The organism is Formosa sp. Hel1_33_131, assembly GCF_001735745.1.
Lineage (GTDB): Bacteria > Bacteroidota > Bacteroidia > Flavobacteriales > Flavobacteriaceae > Hel1-33-131.
The window spans coordinates 337,997-363,436 of sequence record NZ_CP017260.1 but is presented as its reverse complement, the minus strand read 5'-3'; the positions used below and the strand labels follow the sequence as shown (position 1 = coordinate 363,436).

Annotated in this window: 17 protein-coding genes; 10 read left to right on the top strand and 7 right to left on the bottom strand. The window is 34.5% G+C overall.

Features of this window, described 5'->3' with window-relative positions; translation table 11 throughout:
- The first annotated feature begins 11 nt into the window (after nt 1–11).
- The 5 genes from gwsG to FORMB_RS01545 are packed head-to-tail and all read left to right on the top strand — an operon-like array spanning nt 12 to nt 5,813.
- On the top strand, nt 12–1,025 hold the full coding sequence (gene gwsG, locus FORMB_RS01565; protein WP_069675783.1) for a grasp-with-spasm system ATP-grasp peptide maturase: 1,014 nt from the start codon (nt 12–14) through the stop codon (nt 1,023–1,025).
- Nucleotides 1,009–1,227: a hypothetical protein gene (locus tag FORMB_RS01560; protein ID WP_069675782.1), complete on the top strand. Its 219-nt coding sequence runs from the start codon at nt 1,009–1,011 to the stop codon at nt 1,225–1,227. Before gwsG ends, FORMB_RS01560 begins: the two co-directional genes overlap by 17 nt.
- Nucleotides 1,217–2,320 (top strand): grasp-with-spasm system SPASM domain peptide maturase, encoded by a 1,104-nt coding sequence (gene gwsS / locus FORMB_RS01555; protein WP_083243885.1) that lies wholly within the window; start codon nt 1,217–1,219, stop codon nt 2,318–2,320. Before FORMB_RS01560 ends, gwsS begins: the two co-directional genes overlap by 11 nt.
- A gap of 12 nt (nt 2,321–2,332) precedes the next feature.
- Nucleotides 2,333–4,519, top strand: coding sequence for a peptidase domain-containing ABC transporter (locus FORMB_RS01550; RefSeq protein WP_069675780.1), 2,187 nt, complete (start codon nt 2,333–2,335; stop codon nt 4,517–4,519).
- Nucleotide 4,520: 1 nt separating this feature from the next.
- Nucleotides 4,521–5,813: an HlyD family secretion protein gene (locus tag FORMB_RS01545; protein ID WP_069675779.1), complete on the top strand. Its 1,293-nt coding sequence runs from the start codon at nt 4,521–4,523 to the stop codon at nt 5,811–5,813.
- Here the strand turns inward: FORMB_RS01545 and FORMB_RS01540 are convergent, their stop codons facing one another.
- A complete protein-coding gene (locus FORMB_RS01540) occupies nt 5,814–6,896 on the bottom strand; it encodes an AI-2E family transporter (protein ID WP_069675778.1) in 1,083 nt (360 codons plus the stop codon).
- Nucleotides 6,897–7,046: 150 nt separating this feature from the next.
- Here FORMB_RS01540 and FORMB_RS01535 point away from each other — a divergent pair, with 150 nt between their 5' ends.
- Nucleotides 7,047–9,650 carry a CotH kinase family protein gene (locus FORMB_RS01535; RefSeq protein ID WP_083243884.1) on the top strand — a complete coding sequence of 868 codons (2,604 nt, stop codon included), beginning with the start codon at nt 7,047–7,049 and terminating at the stop codon, nt 9,648–9,650.
- Between the two features lie 4 nt (nt 9,651–9,654).
- On the opposite strand, the gene FORMB_RS01530 is transcribed toward FORMB_RS01535, so the two are convergent.
- The 5 genes from FORMB_RS01530 to FORMB_RS01505 all read right to left on the bottom strand — a co-directional run bounded on the left by FORMB_RS01530 (nt 9,655) and on the right by FORMB_RS01505 (nt 15,626).
- Nucleotides 9,655–11,865, bottom strand: coding sequence for a TonB-dependent receptor (locus tag FORMB_RS01530; protein ID WP_069675777.1), 2,211 nt, complete (start codon nt 11,863–11,865; stop codon nt 9,655–9,657).
- A 370-nt stretch (nt 11,866–12,235) separates the two neighbouring features.
- Entirely contained in the window at nt 12,236–13,714 is a 1,479-nt protein-coding gene (locus FORMB_RS01520) for a lectin-like domain-containing protein (protein WP_069675775.1), read from the bottom strand.
- 144 nt (nt 13,715–13,858) lie between these two features.
- Nucleotides 13,859–14,482, bottom strand: a complete 624-nt coding sequence (locus FORMB_RS01515; RefSeq protein ID WP_069675774.1) for a class I SAM-dependent DNA methyltransferase — start codon at nt 14,480–14,482, stop codon at nt 13,859–13,861.
- A 9-nt stretch (nt 14,483–14,491) separates the two neighbouring features.
- Nucleotides 14,492–14,962 carry a hypothetical protein gene (locus FORMB_RS01510; RefSeq protein WP_069675773.1) on the bottom strand — a complete coding sequence of 157 codons (471 nt, stop codon included), beginning with the start codon at nt 14,960–14,962 and terminating at the stop codon, nt 14,492–14,494.
- 61 nt (nt 14,963–15,023) lie between these two features.
- Complete coding sequence (locus tag FORMB_RS01505; RefSeq protein ID WP_069675772.1) at nt 15,024–15,626, bottom strand: SOUL family heme-binding protein; 603 nt, start codon at nt 15,624–15,626, stop codon at nt 15,024–15,026.
- Nucleotides 15,627–15,839: 213 nt separating this feature from the next.
- Between FORMB_RS01505 and FORMB_RS12925 the strand changes: the two genes are divergently transcribed.
- The 4 genes from FORMB_RS12925 to FORMB_RS01490 all read left to right on the top strand — a co-directional run bounded on the left by FORMB_RS12925 (nt 15,840) and on the right by FORMB_RS01490 (nt 23,876).
- Nucleotides 15,840–16,013 (top strand): hypothetical protein, encoded by a 174-nt coding sequence (locus FORMB_RS12925; protein WP_157498056.1) that lies wholly within the window; start codon nt 15,840–15,842, stop codon nt 16,011–16,013.
- Nucleotides 16,014–16,296: 283 nt separating this feature from the next.
- Nucleotides 16,297–16,998, top strand: coding sequence for a T9SS type A sorting domain-containing protein (locus FORMB_RS01500; RefSeq protein WP_157498055.1), 702 nt, complete (start codon nt 16,297–16,299; stop codon nt 16,996–16,998).
- Nucleotide 16,999: 1 nt separating this feature from the next.
- Nucleotides 17,000–18,703 (top strand): hypothetical protein, encoded by a 1,704-nt coding sequence (locus tag FORMB_RS01495; RefSeq protein WP_069675770.1) that lies wholly within the window; start codon nt 17,000–17,002, stop codon nt 18,701–18,703.
- A 757-nt stretch (nt 18,704–19,460) separates the two neighbouring features.
- On the top strand, nt 19,461–23,876 hold the full coding sequence (locus FORMB_RS01490; protein WP_069675769.1) for an immunoglobulin-like domain-containing protein: 4,416 nt from the start codon (nt 19,461–19,463) through the stop codon (nt 23,874–23,876).
- 198 nt (nt 23,877–24,074) lie between these two features.
- Here FORMB_RS01490 and FORMB_RS01485 read toward each other — a convergent pair whose 3' ends face one another.
- On the bottom strand, nt 24,075–25,139 hold the full coding sequence (locus FORMB_RS01485) for a formylglycine-generating enzyme family protein (protein WP_069675768.1): 1,065 nt from the start codon (nt 25,137–25,139) through the stop codon (nt 24,075–24,077).
- Nucleotides 25,140–25,440: the final 301 nt, after the last annotated feature.

The following is a 25,440-nucleotide window of genomic DNA, read 5'->3' as shown; positions in this document are numbered from 1 at the left end:
TTAAGTAAGGCATGATTATAATTTTCACAATTAAATATGATATTTCTACTTCAGATGTAATTAGATGGTTGGAATATTTTGGAGAAAAAGTCATCAGATTAAATGCAGATGATGAAATACATAAATTTGATAAAATTACGTCTAAAGGTATTTTTATTAAAAACACTTTGACCAATAAAGTTTTCAATTTACTTGATGCAAAAGCATGTTGGTGGCGTAGAAGAGGTATTGGAAAATCTTATTTTACTGATTTAAAAAAGGAAGATGTGTTATTTAGTAAGGGGTTTAACTTAACTTCTCTTATTGATAAAAATAGTGATCTTATAAAAAATGAAGTAGAAGATTTAATTGATTTTATTTATTATCAAGTTTATCAAAATTGCAAAATTAATTTAGGAAAACCTACATTTAATTTGAATAAACTGATTGTTAATGAAATAGCAAAGAAGCAAGGGTTAAAAATACCAAATTTTAAAATTGTTAGAAATACTACTCAAATGTATGAATTTGGTAAAAATAATCCTAATCTTATTTCAAAAGCTATATCTAATGGAGTTTATAATATTATAGGTAACCAAAGATTTTATTCTTATACCGAACTTATAGAAGACGAGTTACTACACACTACTAATGAAGAAATTCACTTTTTCCCATCACTAATTATGGAACAAATTGAAAAGGAGTCAGAAATTAGAACTTTCTACTTGGACGGGCACTTCTTTTCAATGGTTATATTTTCTCAATCATCAAACCAAACAGTAGTAGATTTTAGAAAATACAATAGTCAAAAACCAAATAAAACAGAACCATATAAATTACCTAAAAATGTTGAAGTAAAATTAGATAACCTCTTTAATGAATTAAAGTTAAACTGTGGCTCTGTAGATTTAATAATAAATAAGAATGGAGACTATGTGTTTTTAGAAATAAATCCTGTAGGTCAATATGGAATGGTCTCAGAGCCATGTAATTATAATTTAGATAAAATAATAGCAAAATATTTAATAAATGGAATATTTAAATAAAGTAGAGTTAAAAGGGGAAAAACTTAATAAAATACCTCTTCATTTTAGAAAGATTTATTATAATCAAATTACATTTATTCATGATGAGTTAAAAATGATAAAATATAATTCTTTTCTTCAGTGTGATAATATGCGAGACTATTATCCAAATAGACAAATTTCTAAAACAATTAATTTTAAAACTTTTAACAATGATGAATAATAATTTTTTTATACTTTCAAGTAGTTGTAAGGTGGTTAAAGGACTCAAAAGAAGTTTAATAATTGATTATTTGAGAAATGAATTATACTTTATTTCAAATGAATATTTTGATTTAATACAAATTTTAAATAGAAATAGAATTAATGAAATAGAAGAAACTATTAATGATGAGTCTAAAAAATCATTTTCAGAGTTTATAGAGTTTTTACTACATAATGAAATAGGTTTTTTTTCTAGTAATTTAGATAGTTATCCCGCAAGAGAAAACTGTGTTGATGATGAGTTTGTGTTATTAAAAGATGTAATTATAGAAATTGATGAGAGTAATTTTTCAGAAACAATGTTTACACAATTAGTAGCTGAAATTGAAGAGTTGAGATGCAACGATGTACAGTTAAGGTTTCTTTCTAAATTTAATTTAAACTTTAAAAAGAAAATATTAGATATAATTAATAAAACAAATATTAATTATGTTGAAATGCATTTGACTTATTCCGAAGAAGTATCTACGAAAGATTTAAATGACTTAATTTTAAACTACTCTCCAATATCTCATATATACATATATAGCTCACCTAAATCAGAAATCGTAGATTTTTCAATTGAAAAAGAAGGATTCTATCCACTTCATTTCGGTAAACTATATTTTATTACATATCCTTTTAATAAAGGGAAGTGTTGTGGAGTTATTAATAAAGAAAACTTAAATTTTGAAAACATAAATAATCATATTGAATTAGAGGAAAAAAATGGATGTTTAAATAAAAAAGTTTCAATAGATTCATCAGGGAATATTAAAAATTGTCCAGTAATGGATTTAATACACGGTAATTTAAAAGAAACTAAAATAAAAGATATTATTAAAGAAAAGACTTTTAATAAGTTTTGGACAATAAATAAAACTCAAATTGATACTTGTAAAGACTGTGAATTTAGATTTAATTGTACAGATTGTAGAGCTTTTATAGAAAATCCAATGGATTTATATAGTAAACCTTTAAAATGTGGGTATAATCCGAGTACATGTACGTGGGAAGACTGGAGTTTAAATCCACTAAAACAAAAAGTGATTAAACAATATGGTTTAGTTTAAAAATAAAATCATTTGAAAAAATTTCCTTTTTATAAGCAAGCAGACTTAAAAGATTGTGGTCCAACATGTCTAAAAATTATATCTAAATATTATGGAAAAAATATTTCTATTCAAGAACTTAGAGATTTAAGTGAAACCACAAGACAAGGAAGTAGTATTTTAGGAATTAGTGATGCTTTAGAAAAAATAGGCATAAGGTCTTTGGGGGCTAAAATATCTTTAAATAGATTATCTGAAGCGCCTCTACCATGTATCTTACATTGGAATAAAAACCATTATGTTGTTTTATACGAAATAAAAAATAATACATATTTTATTTCTGACCCAGCTTATGGTTTAATAAAATACACTAAAGACGAGTTTCTTAAACATTGGATTGGTAATAATTCTTCAGATGAAACTGAAGAAGGCTTGGTACTATTAATGGAGCCAACACCTAAGTTTTACGAATCTAAATTCGATAATAATCATAAATTAAATATTTCTTTTTTAACAAAGTATTTACTTAAATATAAAAAATACATTGTTCAGTTAATAATTGGATTAGTAGCAAGTAGTTTATTGCAATTAATTTTTCCTTTTTTAACTCAAAGCATAGTTGATGTAGGTATTAAAAATCAAGATATTCATTTTATTTACCTTGTTCTTTTTGCTCAATTAGCCTTATTTATTGGACGAATATCAATAGAAATAATTAGAAGTTGGATACTATTACATTTAAGTACTCGCATTAACATTTCGTTAGTTTCAGATTTTTTTATAAAACTAATGAGTTTACCTATAGCTTTTTTTGATACTCGAATGACAGGTGATATTTTGCAAAGAATAAATGACCATAAAAGAATAGAAATAGTCCTTACGTCCTCTACACTTAATGTTCTATTTTCTATGTTTAATTTATTAACCTTTGGAGTTATATTATTGTATTATAATATTCAAATATTTTTAATTTTCTTAGTTGGAAGTATTTTATATTTTATTTGGATTTCGTTTTTTCTAAAAAAGCAAAGAGAATTAGATTACAAGCAATTTTCTCAAATCAGTCAAGAACAATCTAAAGTTATTGAGCTAATTAATGGTATGCAAGAAATAAAATTGCATAATGCAGAAAAACAAAAAAGATGGGGGTGGGAATATTTACAGGCACAATTATTTAAAATCTCTATTAAAGAACTCGAGTTAGAACAATATCAAAGTGTAGGGTCAGATTTCATTAATGAATTAAAAAACATCCTTATTACTATATGGGCTGCAAAATTAGTTATTGATGGCAATATAACTTTAGGGGCTATGTTAGCTATAACCTATATAGTAGGTCAGTTAAACTCTCCAATTTCGCAATTAATAAAGTTTATTAGAGATTTTCAAGATGCCAAAATTTCTTTAGAAAGACTCTCTGAAATTCATAATCAAGAAGATGAGGAGCAACAAGATGAACAAAAAATTACTTCGATTAATGAAGATTTGGATTTAAAACTTAATAAAGTATCTTTCAGGTATATTGGTTCAAATCAGCTAGTTTTAAAAGATTTAGACTTAGAAATTCCTACAAAAAAAATTACTGCAATTGTAGGAACTAGTGGTAGTGGTAAAACAACGTTAATGAAGCTTCTATTGAAGTTTTACGAACCCAGTGACGGAATGATGAAGCTAGGAAGTTACGACCTTAAAAACGTCTCTCAAAAAGCCTGGCGAAGTCAAAGTGGGGTGGTGATGCAAGAAGGTTATATTTTTAGCGATACCATTGCCAATAACATAGCGGTTGGTGTTGATTATGTAGATAAGCAAAAATTAGCCCATGCCGTGGATGTTGCCAACATTCAAGAGTTTATAGAAACCTTGCCCTTATCGTACAACACTAAAATAGGGATGGAAGGCGTTGGCTTAAGTACGGGTCAAAAACAACGTTTACTCATTGCCAGAGCGGTCTATAAAAACCCCAATTACTTGTTTTTTGATGAAGCCACTTCGGCACTCGATGCCAATAACGAAAAAGTTATCATGGAAAAACTGAATACGTTTTTTAAAGACAAAACGGTGGTGGTGATTGCACACCGTTTAAGCACTGTCAAACACGCCGATCAAATTGTGGTTTTAGAGCAAGGAAAAATCGTAGAAGTTGGAAGTCATAAAGCCCTCGTAAAACAAAAAGGGAATTACTATCATTTGGTAAAAAACCAATTAGAACTCGGAAGCTAAGATGTCAGAACTATTAGAAGACATAGAATTGAGAAGTGAGGAAGTTCAAGAGATTCTCACCAAAGTACCCCATTGGATGGTCCGTTGGGGGAATGTACTATTTCTGTTTTTGATACTATTGTTGTGTGCACTCTCGTGGATTGTTAAATACCCAGATGTTGTAGTTTCAGAAGTCATTTTAACCACCGAAAACCCTCCACAAAAAGAATATGCAAAAGTGACGGGTAAAATCGATACTATTTTTGTGAGCGATTCAGACAATGTGAGCAACCAACAACCCTTGGCTATTCTAGAAAATACAGCCAATTACAAGGATGTCTTTTTTCTGAAATCTATTTTGGATACGATACAGATTCAAAAACACTCGTTTTACGTTCCGATCGATGAACTTCCCATTTTGTTTTTAGGAGATATCGATGCGGCTTTTTCTACATTTGAAACGAATTACATTCACTATGTTTTGAATAAAGAACTAAAGCCCTTTACCAATGAGGCGCTCGCCAATAAAACGACGACTTCAGAATTGAACCGGCAGTTGAGAAATTTACAAGGACAAAAAGCACTCCATAAACAAGAATTAGAGTTCAAACAAAAAGATTTATCAAGAAGTAAAACACTTTTTGAGAAAGGAGTGGTTTCTGAACAAGATTATGAAACGAAGCAATTGGAGTTTTTGCAAGCGGAAAGAGTTTATAAAAATATGGCCTCTTCGATTTCTCAATTACGAGAAGCCATTTCAAACAGCAAAAACACCTCAAAAGGGACAGAGATTTCAAGTATTAGAGAAGAAAAGACATTGCTCAAAAAAGTGATTCAGTCTTTTAATCAACTTCAAAAAAGCGTGAAAGATTGGGAACTAAAATATGTATTAAGCTCAAAAATGGTCGGTAAAGTATCGTTCCTCAACTACTGGAGTGAAAATCAAACGGTGAATCAAGGGGATTTGGTTTTTACTATTATTCCAAAGGTAAATTCTTCTTTTATTGCCAAGCTAAAAACGCCTGCACAAAACTTAGGGAAAGTTAAAGTTGGTCAAAACGTAAACATAAAATTACACAATTACCCCGACTATGAATTTGGTGTTTTAAAAGGACACGTGACACATATTTCTGAAATTTCAAACAAGGATGGGTTTTATACGATTGATGTGTCACTGCCCAAAACACTAATTACTTCCTACAATAAAGAAATTGAGTTTAAACAAGAAATGCAGGGCGTTGCAGAAATTATCACAGAAGACTTGCGATTGATCGAGCGGGTGTTTTATCAATTTAAAAAAATATTTAAACAGTAATCACAACTCCTTCGTCAGCGACTTGACAATCTTATTATCCGCTAAAAACGCTTTTAAAATTACTTTTAGGGAGGTGTAGGTGGGAATGGCTAGGATCATTCCGGTGACGCCAAACAGGATGCCTGCGATGATGATGACAAGAAAAATCTCAAGGGGGTGTGACTTGACACTCTTTGAAAAAATGATGGGTTGGCTTACAAAATTGTCAATGAGTTGAGCAAAGACATAGCCAATCAATACATAGGTTGCTTTTGGCAGTATCTCAGTTTGAAAGTCCAATCCGAGGTTGCTGCTCATCGTTAAAAAGAGCATTAAAAAACAACCGATCATCGGCCCTATGTAGGGTATTAAATTTAGTAATGCACATAAAAATGCAATGACAATCCCATTTTCGATTCCAAAAATCATCAAAATAATAGAGTAAATAATAAACAGAATGGTGATTTGAAATACCAATCCAATAAAATATCTAGAGAGTAAATGCCTGATGGTTTCTATGGATTTTCTCAACTTGGATTCACTTTTTTTGTTGGTGAATACATAGAGTGAATTTTCCATGATTTGGGTGTCTTTCATCAGGAAAAAGGTGATAAACGCCACTGAAAATAAACCAATACTTAAGGTTCCAATCGTTCCAACGATGTTATTCAAAAAATTTGGAATGACGTTGATATTTTCAAACAGGTCGTAGTGTTTCATTTCATCCAATACATTTATGCCATGCGCTAAAAAGAAGGTATTGATTTGGGAGATTAAATTCTGGATGGTGTCTTGAAGTTGTTCCAAGTTTAAGAGAGAAAGGTTTTCTCCCTGCTTTTTAATCAAGGGGATGAAAAGACTGATGAGCCCCATGAATATTAAAAAGAATCCCGTCATGGTGGTGAGCACTGCTACGCCGTTTGGAAATTTTAATTTTCGTTTCAAAAAAAGGTTTATCGGTCTTCCTACGAGAGCAATCACAGCAGCAATGGCAATATAGACCAGTACCGATTGAATTTGATATAAAAAAAAGAGCAATAGAAAAACTCCTACAAGAATTGCGATGGTTTTTAAAATAGCTGTTGTTATGGCGTTTGGGTTCATCAGTTTTAAATTTGGTATAAATGTAGCGAAAATTTAAAAACGAACTACAAACACACGCCTTGTATCAGTGAAAAGACTTAAGTGTAATTAATCAGAATTAGATTTTTTTTCATTATTTTTACAGGAATTAACCAACCAATCACTTTTATCATGCGTTATTCTTATTTAGTATGTCTTCTTTTACCATTATTTACGTTTTCACAAATTGACCATTGGGAAAGCGTTGTACTCCCTGGTGACAACTGGGATTACCTGGTGCCAACGTCACAACCCAGCACGAATTGGAATCAGTTGGGATTTAACGCTTCAAGTTGGAGTACAGGACCTTCCGGTTTTGGTTTTGGAGATGAGGACGATGCAACGGTTATATCCCCTACAATGTCTGTTTATATTCGTAAAACCTTTGAAATCACGGATGCTACGGCGGTTGGGTATATGGTTTTAGATATTGATTATGATGATGGTTTTGTGGCGTATTTAAATGGGCAAGAGATTGCAAGAAATTTGGTTTCAGGGGATGTTCCAGCGTTTAATCAGTCTAGTGATGGCAATCACGAAGCCTTATTGTATCAAGGCTATGGACCTGAACGTTTTGAAGTGGATCCATTACTTCTTGATACAGGAACAAATATTCTTGCGGTACAAGTGCATAACCAATCGATAGACTCGTCTGATTTGAGTGCACTTCCAGTACTGTCTTTAGGAATTACTAATTCTAATTATGACTACACTACTCCACCTTGGTGGTTTGTAGCTCCGTACGTTCCAGTGACTGTCAATTTTGTATCTTCTAATTTACCGATTGTTCTGATTGAAACAGATCAAGGTCAAGAGATTCCCGATGAACCTAAAATTGACGCCACTATGAAAATTATTTATAGAGATGAAGGCGCCCGTAATTTTTTGACGGATGCTAGTGATGCTTCAACTCTTGACTATGATGGTGCTATTAAAATTGAAGTTCGTGGCTCTTCGTCGGCTCTGTTGGACAAAAAACAATATGCGTTTACACCCTATGATGAACTCGGAGAAAAAGTAAATGTATCGCTTCTTGATATGCCCAAAGAAAACGACTGGATTTTGAATGGGCTTGCATATGATGCTTCGTACATAAGAGATTTTATCAGTTATAAGCTTTCAAATCTAACAGGGAATTATGCGTCCAGAGGCCGTTATTGTGAAGTGGTTTTAAATGGAGATTTTCAAGGTATTTATGTGTTGCAAGAAAAACTAAAAGCAGATGACAGTCGAATTAATATTAATAAAATTAAGGAAACCCAATTAACCCTTCCTAAACTTACGGGTGGCTATATCACCAAAACGGATAAGATTGAAGGCTTAGAAAATGTTGCATCATGGTCTATGGATAACTATGGAGGGTACCAAAGTAATTTTTTACATGAGCATCCAAAATTGACAACCATTCAGCCAGAACAACATGAGTATATTAAAGGCGAATTTGAAACACTGCAAGCCAAGGTAAATGCTCCAAGCAATAGCTCCATAACAAATGGGTATCCATCGGTTATCGATATCCCTTCTTTTGTAGATTTCATTCTGCTCAACGAATTGGCTTCCAATGCGGATGGGTATGAGTTCAGCACATTTTTTCATAAAGATCGCAATGGAAAACTAAGGGCAGGGCCTATTTGGGATTTTAATTTAACCTATGGTAATGATTTATTTTTTTGGGGGTTCGACAGGAGTCTCACTGATATTTGGCAGTTTGATGATGATGGAAATGAAGGTCCTAAATTTTGGAAAGACCTCTTTGATGATGCAGTATTTAAGTGCTATTTAACGAAGCGTTGGCAAGCGCTTACAGCATCCGGTATGCCATTAAATTCAGTCGAAATTTTTGCATTTATTGATGCGACTTCCACACTGATTTCGGAAGCGGTTGAACGTCAAGAAACAGTTACAGGAACAACAGGAGAGTTTGATCAGCAGATCATTGATATAAAAGATTTTATTACTGAGCGAATCACTTGGATTTCAGGCCAACTCACAGATACAAGTTTGTGCGATGCTGTAACAACGCCGCCTTTGGTGATTTCTAAAATTAATTACAATCCTTTGGTAGATGCAGCATTGGATTCGGATGATTATGAGTTTATTGAAATAAAAAATAACAGCACATCAACTATCAATTTGACAGGTATTTATTTTGGAGGCTTAGGTTTTACTTATCAGTTTGAAAACGGCGCCACTGTTTCTGGTGGGGAGTCGATTTTTTTATCTAATAAAAGTGAATCTTTCTTGTTACGCTACGGCTTTAATTCTTTTGGAGAGTTTTCTAGAAACCTATCCAATGATAGCGAAGATTTAATCTTAAGAGATGCCTATGGGAATGTCATTGATAAAGTTAAGTATAAAGATGTATTGCCATGGCCGGTAGATGCAGATGGAAATGGTTCTTTTCTGAAACTTGTTGGTTTGGATTTAGACAATAGTTTAGCAGCAAGTTGGATAGCACGAGAGGATACAATCGGAAATCTATCTGTAAACCCCCTCCAGTTTGGAGCTTTAGTCAGTCTCTCTCCAAATCCGGTTTCAGATAAATTAAACATAAAAATCGATAAAGGAGAAATTTCTAGCATCAAACTGTGGAGTGTTCATGGGAAATTATACGATACCTATAATTTAAATAGCCAAGCGTTTGAATTGGATATGAGTCATTTTGAAGATGGACTTTACCTTCTCCAAATTCAAACCGACAGTGAAATAGTTGTTAAGAAAATTATTAAGAATTAAACACCTATTTTATATAGTATCTGAGTCCTAAAAACCCATTGCTTCCTTGGTTAGAGTAATACACATAACTGGGGTCAAATGACAATGCATTGGGGTTATTTGGAGTGGCGACTACTTGGCCGTTACTTCCAAATTCAACGTCTTTGTCAAAAGGGTCAAAAGCACGTGCAATACTGTTGGCAGCAGGTTTAAAATTGAAGATATTTTTGATGCCAGCATACACCTCAAACTCCTTAAAACTATAGGTTGCTTGTAGGTTCATTATATTGATGATTGGACTGTTTGGGTCTCTTGTGTCCAGCGCACCAAGCAACGGGAGTTTCATCGGTCCAATGACCGTTCCAGAGAGGTCAAATGTGATTTTAGGCTTGTAGATCGTATAGCTTATTCTGTAATTCCCTGAAAATTTCTCGGTCAAGAAGGGGTATTCGGTTTCGTTATTTTGAATGATTTTTGAATCTATAAATGTAGCGCCTATATTTATTTTGAGTCCGTTTGCAGACAGGCTATTGACATTTAAGGTCACGCCTTGCGTTACCGATTTGCCGTCTAAGTTGCTATAAATAATCTGGTTGGGATTGGTTTCATAGTCTGGAAGAATTCTATTTGAAAATTCAGTTTTAAATACACTGAGGTCCAAATCAAAAATAGTTCCATATTTAGAATACAGTTTTTGATTCCAATTCACATTTACATTCCATGATTTTTCGGGGAGAATGTCTTCGGTAAATACCACATCTCTAGCGCCCGTCAGAGCGGCATGGTCTTCTGTAAATACATTGACCACTCTGTATCCGGTTCCAAATCCGAGGCGAACAATGGAGCTTTCATCTTTACTCGCCCATTTATAGTTGAGTCTTGGCGTCCAAATATCTCCATAAATTGAATTTTTATCATAGCGAATACCAGAGAGGAGGGTTTGGGAATCGCTAAGTTTCCATTCGTCTTGAATAAAAACCCCTGGTAACGAAGTTATTTCTTTCTCTGCGGTCGCAGGCGTATTGTCGTCATAACTTGTATATCTATAGGTTGCACCAAACAGAAGATTGTGGTTTTTTAGTGTTTTGGAATAAACAGCTTGGATAAAGCCAATGGTTTGCAATGCGTTGTATAAAGTGGTGCCATAAGCCGAATTTTGGTCGTGATTGTTTAGACTGTATTGGACAAACAAATTTTCTGAAACATCGTACGTCCCAAACAGTTCTATTCTACTGGTGTAAATACTTTCGCCATAAACTTGATTACCGCCTCTGTGACTTGAATTCCAGTTCATTTCACCACCCCATCTATCTTCATAAAAATAGCGAAAAGCGACATTGTTTTTTTTGGTTTTAATCTTATTAAAAATGGATATCCGATGTTGTAAGGTCAAATCGGTAAATCCATCCCCATTATTATCAATTGGGTTGGAATAGTTAAAATAATTTACACCAATCAAGCCTTGGATGGTTTTTAATTGATACTTAGCACCCAGATCTAAATTTAATTCGCCCCATGAGGTGGTATAGGTCTCGATGTTAAAGCGATGCACATTTTCGGGGAGCTTTGTGATTAAATTAATCACGCCTCCAATGGCTTCAGAGCCGTATAGGGTAGAGGCAGGGCCCTTTATCACTTCCACTTGTTTGATGAGTGATTGTGGAATTCCAGACAGTCCATAAACCGTAGAGAGCCCACTAACCAAGGGCAGTCCGTCAATCAGAACCATGGTGTTGGCACCTTCTTGTCCGTTGATGTGAATGTCTCCCGTATTGCAGATATTACAGTTTAGTTGGGGTCTGACGCCATTAATGCCTTCTATCGCCTCAAAGAAACTCGCTTTTGGAGTGGCTCTGAAAAAATCGGCGGTATAGAGTTCAATTTGAACCGCGCTTTTAAGTTTTGAAACTTGACGAAGCGTCCCAGAAATAACAACTTCGTCTAAACTGTCGTTTTCCAATACAATGGTTCCGAGGTTACGACTGTTTCCATCGACATTAATCACTTTAGGCGTATAGCCAACATAGGATATGACGAGCTTATTTTCACCTTTTTCAGACTCAATCGAAAATACACCCTCTTCATCCGTAATCGTACTTTTACTATTTGTGTTGTTGTAAACAGTAGCCCCAAAAAGTAGATTATTATTTGGGTCTTTAACAACTCCTTTTATGGTTTGTGTGAAAGCTGAATTTGTTAGCAAGAATAGAGCTAAAATTGAAAGTAGGTTTTTCATTTATTTAGATTTATTGTAAATAATAGTTTTTTGACAAAAGTATATTTGTCTTTCGATATATCCAAGCTATTTATAATAAATCTAAATAAGGTTTTTAACAGTTTGATTTTATATTGATAATAACGCACTTTTTTGGTTTTAATTATTATATACAGTTGCCCCAAAAAGTAGATTTTAATCTGGATATTTAAGGATCTCCCAAAAATATTCATGAAATTGTTGAATAAATTGAGCATATAGAGAGCCGTCCATTTTTCAGAAAAGTAAAACAAATGTTAAGCCAGCGAGACATCGATCCGCATGGCAGTCCGATTCCTGACATTGAATTTTAGGGGTGTTGTGATTTATGACATTCGTTTAAAATGCCTCCTTAATAGTTACAATAGACCCAACCAGCAAACCGTTCATTGGTGTCGTTGTTGAGTTCAAGAACATAGAAATAAGTCCCTACAGGAACCAGCGCGCCTTCTTTGGAATACCCCATCCATTTTTGGTCATTATCTCCTTGAAACACCAATACCCCAAGACGGCTGTAAATTTTCAAGACATGATTGAGATGTACGCCGTATAAATTTTGGATGTTAAAATGATCGTTAAATTGATCGTTGTTAGGAGAAAATGCTTGCGGGATTACGACTGTGCAATTCCCTGAAGTAAAGACTAGGGGTTGTATTTCATCACAATCAGAAGTTTCGATTCTTAGATAAATGATTTGTCCGTCATTTTGAATTTCAAAACCCATAAGATTTTGGATTTCATTTGTTTTATTTTGTGCCTCTAAAATGGAATTATAACAGCCTGTTATTGTAACAGATGATTGAAAATAACTACTCAGCGTTGTCAGATCAAAATTAGTTGATGTTGTAATATCGCAAACGGCTACATCGACAAGGTTTAAATTTACGGCAGCGCCTTCAATGATAATGTCCACTGAAATTAAATCTTGACTCTCACAATTATCAATAGTTTGTGTGACGAATACAGTTGTGTTTTCAGTGATTTCTGAAGTAGGAGCCAAGGGGGTTCGACCAAGATTATCGCTGTAAAATCGGATCAACTCTCCGTCTATTTGAAGTGCGTCTAAGGTTGTGGAATTACAGAACACTTGTGGAGAGTCCGCAGTAGGAGGTGCGGTGTCGCAACTACTATCAATGGAGCAGTACTCTAATATTTTCACTTGCTGTAAATTCACAGCTCCACCTGTTGCCGCCGTAAATCCCCAAAACAAGTCGGTACTTCCACTAAATAATAAGTTAGATATATCGATGGCGATAGAAAAAATTTGAACACCCTGAAAAACCAATGTCAACAATTGTTCAGGTGCATTCCATTGTATTTCTAAGGCATGCCACTGTCCATCCTCTAAATTTGGGACTGCTGTAAAAGGTGTGAATTCACTGTGGGCAGCGAGACTGCCAGTGAGGCCATTTTTCACCAATGCAATGTGATCCATTGTCGTAGGATCATTAGAGTTAAACCAAGTATCAAATTCAATGGCTAAAGAAGGGCTTATGCCTTGATAGCCAATTCCACCCCCTGAACTTCCTTGATCACTCGATAAGGGTTGTATGACAAAAGCGATGCCATCGGCTCCAGAGCTGTCGATCGTTCCAAAATTAAGTTCTGCTTCTAATGTGAAATCGTATGTAAAATCTACCAAATTTTGAGACCACAGAAATCCCCCTTGATTATTTAATTCTTCAGTGAGCGTCACGATCTCATCATTGAGCAGTTGTGCAGTTCCATTCAAGACAAAATCATCTGGATTAAATTCAAAACAAGAACCTGTTTGAGAATAGTTAGAGTAAGAAATGATTAAAAGGCATAGAAAAATTGATATGCGACTCATAGTGCTTCGTTAAATTGGTTGGAGCAAACTTATAGCTTTTATTCCTATTTTAAAGAAGATTAGCGTGCTTATATAAGAAGTGTTAGGAATTCATTTATAGGATTGTTTAGAGAAGTACAATTCCTGTTTTCATCAAAATTATAGTTATTTCTCAAATAAAATTGAGATCAATCTAGGGAGTCCATTTGGACTTGTATCATCAAACCATTCCTTTATTTCCACCAATTTCAATCCATTGTTATTAGCACAATCAATATATTCCGAAATATGATGCGTATATACTTCTAATTCCTGCGTTCCGTTTTCAGTTTCATATTGTGCTTTACTTCCTGAATATTGCTTAAAAGGATGTAATTCACTTATAAAAAATAAGCCATTTTTTTTTAACTTCAGATTCCCTTGCTCAAAAATATGATTTAAATCCTCTATATGTTCTAGAGTTAAACTACTAGTTATTAAATCTGCAAAATGGTTTTCAACTTCCCAGTCTTCATTTAAATCCGCTTTTTTAAAAACCACTTTTTTGTTTGAGATTTTTTCTTTGGCCTTGTTGAGCATCTCTTGAGAAAAATCCAGTCCAATTATTTGTGTTGCTTTTTCCAATAACCAGCTTGTGTTTTTACCTGTTCCACAACCTAATTCTAATACATTTTTAAACTCGAATTTACTTAAAGTTTCGATAGTTGATTTCTTATCTAAATCTCTTGTTCGATTTTTATTTATATCATATTGATGAGCCCAAATATTGTAAGCTTTTTCTACACTCATTTGTTTTTTTTATTTTCTTTTTAAGTCCAAATGGTTGATGAAAAAATCTTTTTTGGAAACGTTTTCTTCGAAAAACTTTAAAAGTTCAGATGCCGATTCAAATTCTTTTTCATGTAGTTTGTCATTAACTTCGGAAAAAGTGAGCGTATTTCCTTTGATATTGAAGCCATAAAAAACATTTTTAATGGTATCATTGGATTCTGTTTTAAGATTCATAATGCTAAAGCCATTAATGGTTCTAGAGAAACCAATTAATTCTTCATCAATTTTAGTTTTTTCGATAATTTGCAATCGATAAGATTCCTCGCTGTTTTTTATAATATTAATCCGATCGTCACTATTTTCTACAGAGATCCATTCTCCGATGAGTTCTGGTATTATTTTTTCATCATTGGGAAGCGCAAATTGAGATTCTAAGGCGCAACTCACCATTATAAATAAAATTAAAATTCCGGTAATTCTCTGTTTGTATGTCTTCATTTTTTAAATATTTTAAAACCTTAGTTTATGTGAATTTTATAATGGACTATCCTAAATTAATTTAGTGGTCAAGGGGTTCTTTTTGCAACTCTACAATCACTTCATTTTTTCGATTAAAAAATTCGTAGGGTGCATTGTATCCCAAAAAGTAAAATCTGTTTGTGAAAGCGATGCCTTCATTATCCAGCGCCGTGATTAATTTCTGTTTGTACGTTTCAATTTTTTCATCGTCTGCCCATCCGTTAAATGCTATGGCGGCAACCGTTTTTGCAGGTTCTTCCCTAAATTTTATTTGTGATTGGTTGGGTTGAGGAAGTGTTTGTTTGTCAAATTTCTTTGGAACCATAAATAGCATCGTCATAGAATCTTCTAATGACATGGCAACAGGGGAGGTCATCGCTATTTTTTCGTTCCGATCGTTACCTCCAAAAATATACCCTGCTAAAATGGAGAAACCCTTACTTGAGGATTCCTTATAGTTTTTGGTAGAGAGTTTTACGGAAGTAAATAAAGTGGCATCATACGTGCGTATTTCAAAGCCGTCATATTTTTTAGTGACTTTATAAGGATATGTTTCAATATTCCGTTGGCTATTTAAAGCAAAAAGCTGTATGATGACAAAAGCGAGGAGAACGATTCCAAGTAAAATTGATATTATTTTCATTTTTATGTTTAAGTGTTTAATAGATAATTATCATTGTTTTGATTAAATCTATTATTTAAACAATAAACAAAAAATATTCTTTAGAATAAAATTTTATTTTAAAGAATACTGTTTGGCAGGCAAAGGGAATGAAGTTGAACTATTAAGGAGAAATTTAATCGATTTAGATAATTTTATTATGTAATGTTTGCGTTACATTTAAAATTAAAAATTATGGATCAAAATTTTATTATACCAATTCTTGGAATATTAACAGGAATAATTGTTCCAATCCCAGTCTTTGTATGGAAGTATTATGAAGGCAAGGGAAAAAGAGAAACCGTACTAGAAATATCTAAATACTTAGATGATCCTGCTAAATTAGAGGACTTGTTCAAATTGCCTTAATTTTTTTTTGATAATAATTATGAAGCTATCTTAAAAGGCTTTGCTTTATCAATCTGATACTGAAATAAACCTGCCTACCGTCAGGCAGGTTCAGAATTCCTTCTAGTTTTGACTGGTTTCCCAATTTTATCTTCAATTTTTTTTAAAAAATATATGTAATAAGTTTTATTTTATGAACCAACTATGGATCAAATAGAAGCCAAATTTATATTAAATTTAGAAATTTAATATTAGTGAGTAATCACAACGATTAATTTTTATTTAACACAACCAATTTTAACTTATGATACGATTTATTTTCACATTCATGACTGGCACTCTAGTGTGTTTCAGTCAATCTCTCACTGTTTTTGACGGCAGTTCCATTAGCATTAGTCCCAATAGTTCTGTTTCAGTAGATGGTTTGGAACTGGCTCCTAGCGAAGCCTATACCTTTTCAGGACCGAATGCTATTGAACGTTCCAATTCACCCGTTGAGGTGGGCGAAAGTACAAGTATTAATAGAGTATATCAACTATCCGCTGAACTATCAGACTATAAAGGAATACTCAACTTTAGTTATTTAGAAAGTGAACTCAACTTCATAGCCGAAGGTGATTTGGTCTTAGAAGTACTGGACACGAACGGAGTTTGGATAAATGTTGAGCCAGTGCTTGATGCGGTAAATAACAACCTGAGTTACGACTTTACAGAATTTATTGGCTTTACGTCTGTCACGGCTAGTGACGTATCGGCAACGCTTACGGTCAAGCCAGTTACATTTGATGGTTATGTACGCGTCTATCCAAATCCTACAACAGATTTTTTGCACATTGTTTCCAACACGGTCCAAAAAGCCACACTCTTTAATATAGCAGGTCAAAAAATATTAGAAACCACCGCCGCTACTGAGTTGGATGTTATCAACCTCCCTTCAGGTGTTTATTTATTAAACTTACAAAACAGTCAAAACCAAATTTCAACTTTTAAAATCATAAAAAACTAAGATGAAAAAAATTACAATAATAGCCCTCATGCTGTTCACAGCATTGGGCTACGCACAAGTAGGTGTCAACACCAATACACCTGATGCGTCTTCAGCATTAGAAATTGAATCTACTACAGGCGGAATTTTAATTCCAAGACTCACACAGACGCAGCGAGATGCCATTACTGCACCCGCAACAGGTTTAATGATTTATCAAACCAATCAATCCACCGGCTTTTATTTTTTTGATGGAACGGTTTGGACAAAGATTAATGGTGTCGCAGGTCCACAAGGCGAAGCAGGTTCACAAGGAATTCAGGGTATTCAAGGGGATATAGGATTGACCGGAGCTACGGGTCCTTCAGGGGCAAATGGATCAAATGGTTCAGCAGGAGTTCAAGGTCCACAAGGCGAAGCAGGTCCACAAGGAATTCAGGGTCTTCAAGGAGATATAGGATTGACCGGAGCTACGGGTCCTTCAGGAGCAAATGGAGTAAATGGATCAAATGGTTCAGCAGGAGTTCAAGGTCCACAAGGTGAGACAGGTTCACAAGGAATTCAGGGTATTCAAGGGGATATAGGATTGACAGGTGCTACGGGTCCTTCAGGGGCAAATGGAGTAAATGGATCAAATGGTTTAGCAGGAGCTCAAGGTCCACAAGGCGAATCAGGTTTACAAGGAATTCAGGGTACACAAGGAGATATAGGATTGACAGGTGCTACGGGTCCTTCAGGAGCAAATGGAGTAAATGGATCAAATGGTTTAGCAGGAGCTCAAGGTCCACAAGGCGAAGCAGGTTTACAAGGAATTCAGGGTATTCAAGGGGATATAGGATTGACAGGTGCTACGGGTCTTTCAGGGGCAAATGGAGCACAAGGCGAAGCAGGTTCACAAGGAATTCAGGGTATTCAAGGGGATATAGGATTGACCGGAGCTACGGGTCCTTCAGGGGCAAATGGAGTAAATGGTTCAGCTGGAGCTCAAGGTCCACAAGGAATACAAGGAGATACAGGTGCTTCAGGTACCAATGGTGCAGATGGTGCTCAAGGTCCACAAGGAGAACCGGCCTCTGTAATGGATCAAGGCTATGTTAATGTAGTAAATTGTACTATTCCGGGTGCTACTGCATATAATTCAGATGTTGGCGATAATGTTGTTTGTACTCCATATTTAACAATTAACGGTTCAGAACAATTCCTTATCACTAATGAATTAGTTTGTCCCGATAATTCAGAGGGAGTTACAACTAACATTGAGTATTGGATTTCATTTGAAGTTTCACAGCCTTTAATGCCATATTTACTCCACTTCGAACCTTTTGCAAACAATAGTTTTTGTGGAAATGTAGGAGGTGATTTCAGAGAAATCTACAAAGTGAGTTCTTCTACATTTAATTCAAATTCAAATTTAGGAGATTTAATTTACAATAGTCAATCACAAGGTTCTCCAATACCAAAATTAATATTTTCACCAGGGTTTACATACACAATTAGAGCAGGTGGATTTAACAGTTATAACACTCGTACTACAAGTGTTACAAATTACACTATTAATGAGACTCTTTTCAATAATGTTAAATTTTATTCAAGTTCTCCTGATTCTTTTGTTTTAAATGAAGCAACAGATCAGTGGGCTTTATTGCATAATACTGGGGAATCTTATGTAAATGGGAATATTCTAACTGTTTTTACAGAATGGGAATTAAGATGGGAAAATAATTAAGAAATGATGAAGTTAATTTTACAATTAATTATTCCTTTGTCTAACAAGCTCAGATAATTTGGATTGATGAACCTACGACATCTACAAAAGCCAAGGTAATTCTTACAATTCAGTTGGTAGAATTTGGTAGTTAATATCTAGTTAAAAAAATATTCCCAAAAATAAAAAGCTATTCTTGGGAATAATACCGTGGAGCAAAGAGCCTAAAGTCGAACTATTTTGGTGAGGATTTAAAAGAATTGAATCGTTTGATATGAATGTGCATCATCGGTCTAGTATAAGAATAGTAGCGGATTTTAACTCCTTACTTTTTCGTTTAAAGAAACCTTTTTCTATATTTATTTGCTTCTAATTTAATTACTAAACCGCTACTGTTTTTATACATCCTGAGTTTACAAAATTATTTAGTTGTTTGAATCCTCTATGTAAGTCTTAAAAGAGGTTTTAATATTCTACAATCATTTTTAGTGTAGTTATTCCCAAAAAATCTGATTTATAAAACACTACTTGGAGTATGCTCTAGAACTGAGCTTTTATTTTTAAGAAAAAAATATAAAATTTAAATTTTTAGCATTCCAACTCCCTTTTCACTCCTTAGATTGTTTAGCAACCACTATTTTATAAATCGGTTAAAATGGAACTCTTGTCTAAGACAGCTTTCCTTGTTAATCAATAATTAATATTAAATTAATAGTAATAATGTATAATTGATAGAAATTATAATAAATAAAACTATAATCATCAAAATTTACCAATTATGAATAAAACTACACTAACCACACTACTACTAACTATTTTTTTTAGCTTAAACTTAGTGGCTCAAGACATCATTTACGTGGCATCTACAGCTGTTGGTAATATGGATGGTACTAGTGCATCAAATGCATATGGCAACTTTGGAACTGCACTAGGGCAAATAAACTCTGAAGGAGATAAACTTGTAATTATAGGAACAATTACTTCCGATGGAGCTAATTTAACAACAAAGAATTTTGCCTTTACAATAGAAGGCCTGGATGCTAACTCAATTATAACTGGAGCTAGTGGAAATAAGAGGCTATTTACGATAAACGGAGCAACATCGGCAAATGTGACTTTTAAAGATCTTACATTTTCAGGCAATAGTACAACCCTTGCAGGTGGTAGTGTACTTTTTAATAATATTGCTGGAGCTACAGTAACCTTCAACAATTGTAACTTAACAGGTAACTCTGTAACTAATGGAGCTGGTGGTGGCGCCCTATTTTTTGCCAATGGAAATTTGAATATAATAGACAGCTCATTTGAAAATAACACTTCTTCAGATGAAGCAGGTGCTATTTTTGGTCAATCAGGGACAATTACAATCACTAATTCACTTTTTAAAACTAATTCTGCAGCTACAAAAGGAGGTGCTTTGTATGCTAATTCAGCAAATTTCACCATAACAGGTTCTACTTTTTATGACAATGAAACAACTAATGCAACTTCTGCTGGTGGCTCTGTTTTATATGTTGCACAAGCTGCTAGTACTAATAGTATCACAAACTGTACGTTTTTTCAAAATACAACTGGTAGTGCTAACCAAGACTATGGAACCATAAGAACAGATAACGGAAATACTACAGTTAGCAATAGCTTGTTTTATGATAATAAAACGAATAATGGTACCGGTGGACCATCAGATTGGGGTGGAGGTTCTAATGGAACACAAACTTTTGAGACTTCTATCGCACAATGGATTACTACTAATATAGATAATCAAGATGAAGGTACTGGTTCTATAACAGGAATTAAAGGAAATTTAGGTACTCCAGCAAATCTTATAGCGTCTAACTTGACATTTAATCCCACTACTGGGAAAGTTGAATATGACGCAGTAAATGTAGGGGAAGATAGTCCAATAGATTTTGGATCTGACAGTAATGATGTTGGGGCATGGGACTCTGGACTCACATTGTTGTCATCAGACACAACACTACCAGTCATTACTCTAAATGGTGACCCTACAGTAACAGTTGAGGTAGGTACGTCTTATACAGATGCAGGTGCAACTGCGAGTGATAATATTGATGGGGATATTACTAACAATATAACTACTGTAAATAATGTAGATACTGCTGTCGTTGCAAGCTACACCTTGACTTACAATGTTTCGGATGCTTCAGGCAATGCCGCCATAGAAGTTACAAGAACGGTTAATGTCGTAGACACTAGCGGTCCAGACACTTATTTCGTTAAAGTTGGAGGAAACAACAATGGCGGTTTGTCTGAAGAGAATGCTTTTACAACTGTAAACAATGCTGTTGTAGCTGCTTCAGATGGCGATACCATTATTATTGTAGGGGCTATCAATCAAACAGGTCAAGTTGGGGTAGGAAAATCGATTTCTTTTGTTGGGCAAACTAATGCAACGATTACAGGTGCGAGTGCTAGAATGTATGTTATAAATACAGCAGGCAAGACAATTTCATTCACAAATATTACATTTCAAGATGCGACTACTTCAAACCCAGGTGCTGTTATTACGATAACTCAAAACTCAGATTTAACATTAACGGGGTGTGTTTTTAAAAATAATGTTTCGACTGCTAATAATGGTGGTGCTATTTTAGCAGGTGGTACTGGAGTTTTAACAATTACCAATTCTTTATTTGATGGAAATAGCGCCAATAGAGGAGGTGCAGTCGCTATAACAACTGTGGGAAGGCAATTAATTGTTACAGGATCTACTTTTGTAAATAATACGGCAACGGGTGTTGATGGTGGAGCATTATACTTAGCCGCTAATAACAGTCTAAGTAGTATTACGAATACTACGATCTTTAATAATCAAGTCAATAATACACAAGATCAATCCAAAGGAGCTGGTGTTAGAATAGAAGGAACAAGACCTTTTACAATACAAAACTCTTTAATTTATGGAAATTTTGTAACCAATGGCACAACTGATTTACCCTCTGATATTGGCGTTGTTGCTAATGTTGAATTAAATTTAATTAATTCGTTATCTAAAAAAATTACACCAAACCTTGCTGCAAACGATTCTTTTACGACTTCAGTAATCGCGGCAGATTTAACAGCTTCCAATCTAAGTTTCGACTTATTAACTGGGAACGTAATATATGATGCTGTTGCTCAAGGAACAGATAGTCCAATTGATTTTGGTTCGGATGGCGAGGATGCAGGCTCCTGGAATTCTGGGCTTAATTTTTTAGACTCAATAATACCAGTCATTACTCTACAAGGCGAACCTACAGTTACAGTGGAGGTTGGAACATCTTATACAGATGCAGGTGCAACTGCGAGTGATAATATTGATGGGGATATTACAAGCAATATAACTACTGTAAATAATGTAGATACTACTGTCGTTGCAAGCTACACCGTGACTTACAATGTTTCGGATGCTTCAGGCAATTCCGCTACAGAAGTTACAAGAACAGTTAATGTCGTAGACACTAGCATTCCAGTCATTACTTTAACAGGCGAAGGGATTGTAACTATTGAAGTTGGAACTACATACACAGATGGTGGCGCAACAGCCACAGATAATTATGATGATGATACAACATTAACTGCGAGTATCGTCACTGATGTAAGTACTGTAGATACTCAAACTGTTGGTTCTTATACTGTTTCTTATAACGTAAGTGATGTTGCTACCAATGCCGCCATAGAAGTTACAAGAACAGTTAATGTCGTAGACACTACAGTGCCCGTAATTACGCTTACAGGCGAAGCAATCGTAACTATTGAAGTTGGAACTACCTACGCAGATGGTGGTGCTACAGCTACCGACAACTATGATGATGATACCGCATTAAGCTCTAATATAATTACTGTAAATAATGTAGATACTGATGTCGTTGCAAGCTACACCGTGACTTACAATGTTTCGGATGCTTCTAGCAATGCCGCTATAGAAGTTACAAGAACAGTTAATGTCGTAGACACTAGCATTCCAGTCATTACTTTAACAGGCGAAGGGATTGTAACTATTGAAGTTGGAACTACCTACGCAGATGCCGGTGCTACAGCTACCGACAACTATGATGATGATACCGCATTAAGCTCTAATATAATTACTGTAAATAATGTAGATACTGATGTCGTTGCAAGCTACACCGTGACTTACAATGTTTCGGATGCTTCTAGCAATGCCGCTACAGAAGTTACAAGAACGGTTAATGTCGTAGACACTAGCATTCCAGTCATTACTTTAACAGGCGAAGGGACTGTAACTATTGAAGTTGGAACTACCTACGCAGATGCCGGTGCTACAGCAACGGACAACTATGATGATGATACCGCATTAAGCTCTAATATAATTACTGTAAATAATGTAGATACTGATGTCGTTGCAAGCTACACCGTGACTTACAATGTTTCGGATGCTTCTAGCAATGCCGCTATAGAAGTTACAAGAACGGTTAATGTCGTAGACACTAGCATTCCAGTCATTACTTTAACAGGCGAAGGGACTGTAACTATTGAAGTTGGAACTGCATACGCAGATGCCGGTGCTACAGCTACCGACAACTATGATGATGATACCGCATTAAGCTCTAATATAATTACTGTAAATAATGTAGATACTGATGTCGTTGCAAGCTACACCGTGACTTACAATGTTTCGGATGCTTCTAGCAATGCCGCTATAGAAGTTACAAGAACGGTTAATGTCGTAGATACAACAGTGCCCGTCATTACACTTACAGGCGAAGGGATCGTAACTATTGAAGTTGGATCTACATACGCAGATGGTGGCGCAACAGCTACAGATAATTATGATGATGATACTGTATTAACCTCTAATATCACAACTGATGTTAGTGATGTAGACACTCAGACCGTTGGTTCTTATACTGTTTCTTATAACGTAAGTGATGTTGCTGGCAATGCCGCCACAGAAGTTACAAGAACGGTTATTGTGGAAGACTCTAGTTTATCTTCTTATGATGGAGACAACGAAAACCTGAAGTTTATTATGTATCCAAACCCTACGTCTGATAAGTTACATATTAAAGGTTTAAATAATTATGATTTAAAAGTATATAATAGATTGGGGCAAATTATTTTAAAAGCCAATAACACACATGCCATTGACGTAAGCTCTTTGTCTGTAGGTATTTACCTTATTGAGGTTTCAGATGGTGTTAAATCATCAACGAAAAGGTTTGTTAAATACTAAATGAGAAAAACACTCTTATTTTAGCTTTTTTAATCTTCACTTTTACAGAAGATGAAGTCCATTTTTATATCCGTAACAGCCTATACTAACTCTATAGGCTGTTGCAGTTATAACAAAAAAACCCTCAATTAAGAAGGGTTTTCAGGGTGGAGGCAAAGTGCCTAAACTCGAACTATTTTGAAGGAAATTTGTTTGAAATTAATTCTTACCCTTGAGCATTTTTGCCGTTGCGACCGTTCTAAACCCCATATGATCTGATCCAGAATCTGAGCTTACTCCCATTTTTGCAGAAATTCTAAAGCTGGCACAGTAAGAAGCATGGCATAAAAATGAACCGCCTTTCATTACATATTCTATTTGGTAAGGATTATTTGGACTGTAAGATTTTTTCGCTCCTGTTGGATTGACAAGACCTTTAGAATTGTCTATTTCTTTATAATGATTAACATTAAATAAATCTCCGGTGATTTCCCATACATTCCCTAACATATCATAAAGCCCGATACTGTTTGGTGGATAAGATTTTACGTCAGCAATAAATTCAAACCCATCAATACTTTCATTTTTAACAGGGAAAATTCCTTGCCAAGTATTAGCATTTGCATTTAAAACCGAAGGATTATTTCCCCAAGTATAAATAGCGTCGTCAGTCTTTCCCTGAGCTGCGGCTTCCCATTCAGCTTCTGTTGGTAAACGTCTGTTGGCCCATTTACAATACTCTACTGCGTCTTCATAAGCAATATGAACGACAGGATGGTTATCTTTTCCATCTATAGAAGAATTTGGTCCCTCTGGATGTTGCCAATTAGCACCAATTTTCCAAGTCCACCATTGCTGGTAATTATTCATATTAGCTACAGCGTTTATGTTTTTATTAAAGATGAGGCTACCAGGTTGAAGAATAGAATCATGTGGTTTTTCAGTGCCAGGAGGTAACTGCTTTTTCATTTCTTCCCAATCTATTTTTCTTTCTGCTATGGTGGTATATTGTGTAGCTTTCACAAAATTTTTAAACTGTCCATTTGTGACCTCGGTAATGTCTATAAAAAAACCATCTACAGTAACTTTGTGGGCCGGTTTTTCTCTTTCCATTGCAAATTTATCTAAAGGTTTTGCGCCTTGTAAAAAGGTTTTTCCTTCTACCCAAACCATTCCTTTGGGGGCAGTCATTGTATTCTCAGTATTTTTTGATCCTTTTTCATCACAAGATGATAATAAGATCAAATAAAAGAAGAAAAATAATGTGATTACATTTTTGGTCATGAGTTTTAATTTATTTTATCAATAGTACTTAATTTAAACGAAATAGTCCAATTATTTTGGATGATATTAAGGATAATTTTATTTGGAGTATCGAAGTCTCCTCAAGTGTTTGTTTTTTAATTTATTTTTATGCTTCAATGGTAAGCGTATTTCCGTTATCTTTAGCAGAATCCCCACGTTTAATCTTTTAAAAATTCCTTTAGCTGCGCTGCTGCTATGTTGTGTTTTAGAGTCGGTTTATCTCAATAACGTTTCATATTAAGTAAATATTAATTTTAAATTAATGAATATGTGTTCATTT

Excerpts from the sequence above, each read along its gene's own strand:
- FORMB_RS01535 (WP_083243884.1), top strand. The coding sequence starts at position 7,047 with ATGCGTTATTCTTATTTAGTATGTCTTCTTTTACCATTATTTACGTTT.
- FORMB_RS12925 (WP_157498056.1), top strand. The coding sequence starts at position 15,840 with ATGGATCAAAATTTTATTATACCAATTCTTGGAATATTAACAGGAATA.
- gwsS (WP_083243885.1), top strand. The coding sequence starts at position 1,217 with ATGATGAATAATAATTTTTTTATACTTTCAAGTAGTTGTAAGGTGGTT.
- FORMB_RS01545 (WP_069675779.1), top strand. The coding sequence starts at position 4,521 with ATGTCAGAACTATTAGAAGACATAGAATTGAGAAGTGAGGAAGTTCAA.
- gwsG (WP_069675783.1), top strand. The coding sequence starts at position 12 with ATGATTATAATTTTCACAATTAAATATGATATTTCTACTTCAGATGTA.
- FORMB_RS01540 (WP_069675778.1), bottom strand. The coding sequence starts at position 6,896 with ATGAACCCAAACGCCATAACAACAGCTATTTTAAAAACCATCGCAATT.
- FORMB_RS01505 (WP_069675772.1), bottom strand. The coding sequence starts at position 15,626 with ATGAAAATAATATCAATTTTACTTGGAATCGTTCTCCTCGCTTTTGTC.
- FORMB_RS01530 (WP_069675777.1), bottom strand. The coding sequence starts at position 11,865 with ATGAAAAACCTACTTTCAATTTTAGCTCTATTCTTGCTAACAAATTCA.
- FORMB_RS01560 (WP_069675782.1), top strand. The coding sequence starts at position 1,009 with ATGGAATATTTAAATAAAGTAGAGTTAAAAGGGGAAAAACTTAATAAA.
- FORMB_RS01490 (WP_069675769.1), top strand. The coding sequence starts at position 19,461 with ATGAATAAAACTACACTAACCACACTACTACTAACTATTTTTTTTAGC.
- FORMB_RS01515 (WP_069675774.1), bottom strand. The coding sequence starts at position 14,482 with ATGAGTGTAGAAAAAGCTTACAATATTTGGGCTCATCAATATGATATA.
- FORMB_RS01495 (WP_069675770.1), top strand. The coding sequence starts at position 17,000 with ATGAAAAAAATTACAATAATAGCCCTCATGCTGTTCACAGCATTGGGC.
- FORMB_RS01510 (WP_069675773.1), bottom strand. The coding sequence starts at position 14,962 with ATGAAGACATACAAACAGAGAATTACCGGAATTTTAATTTTATTTATA.
- FORMB_RS01500 (WP_157498055.1), top strand. The coding sequence starts at position 16,297 with ATGATACGATTTATTTTCACATTCATGACTGGCACTCTAGTGTGTTTC.
- FORMB_RS01520 (WP_069675775.1), bottom strand. The coding sequence starts at position 13,714 with ATGAGTCGCATATCAATTTTTCTATGCCTTTTAATCATTTCTTACTCT.
- FORMB_RS01485 (WP_069675768.1), bottom strand. The coding sequence starts at position 25,139 with ATGACCAAAAATGTAATCACATTATTTTTCTTCTTTTATTTGATCTTA.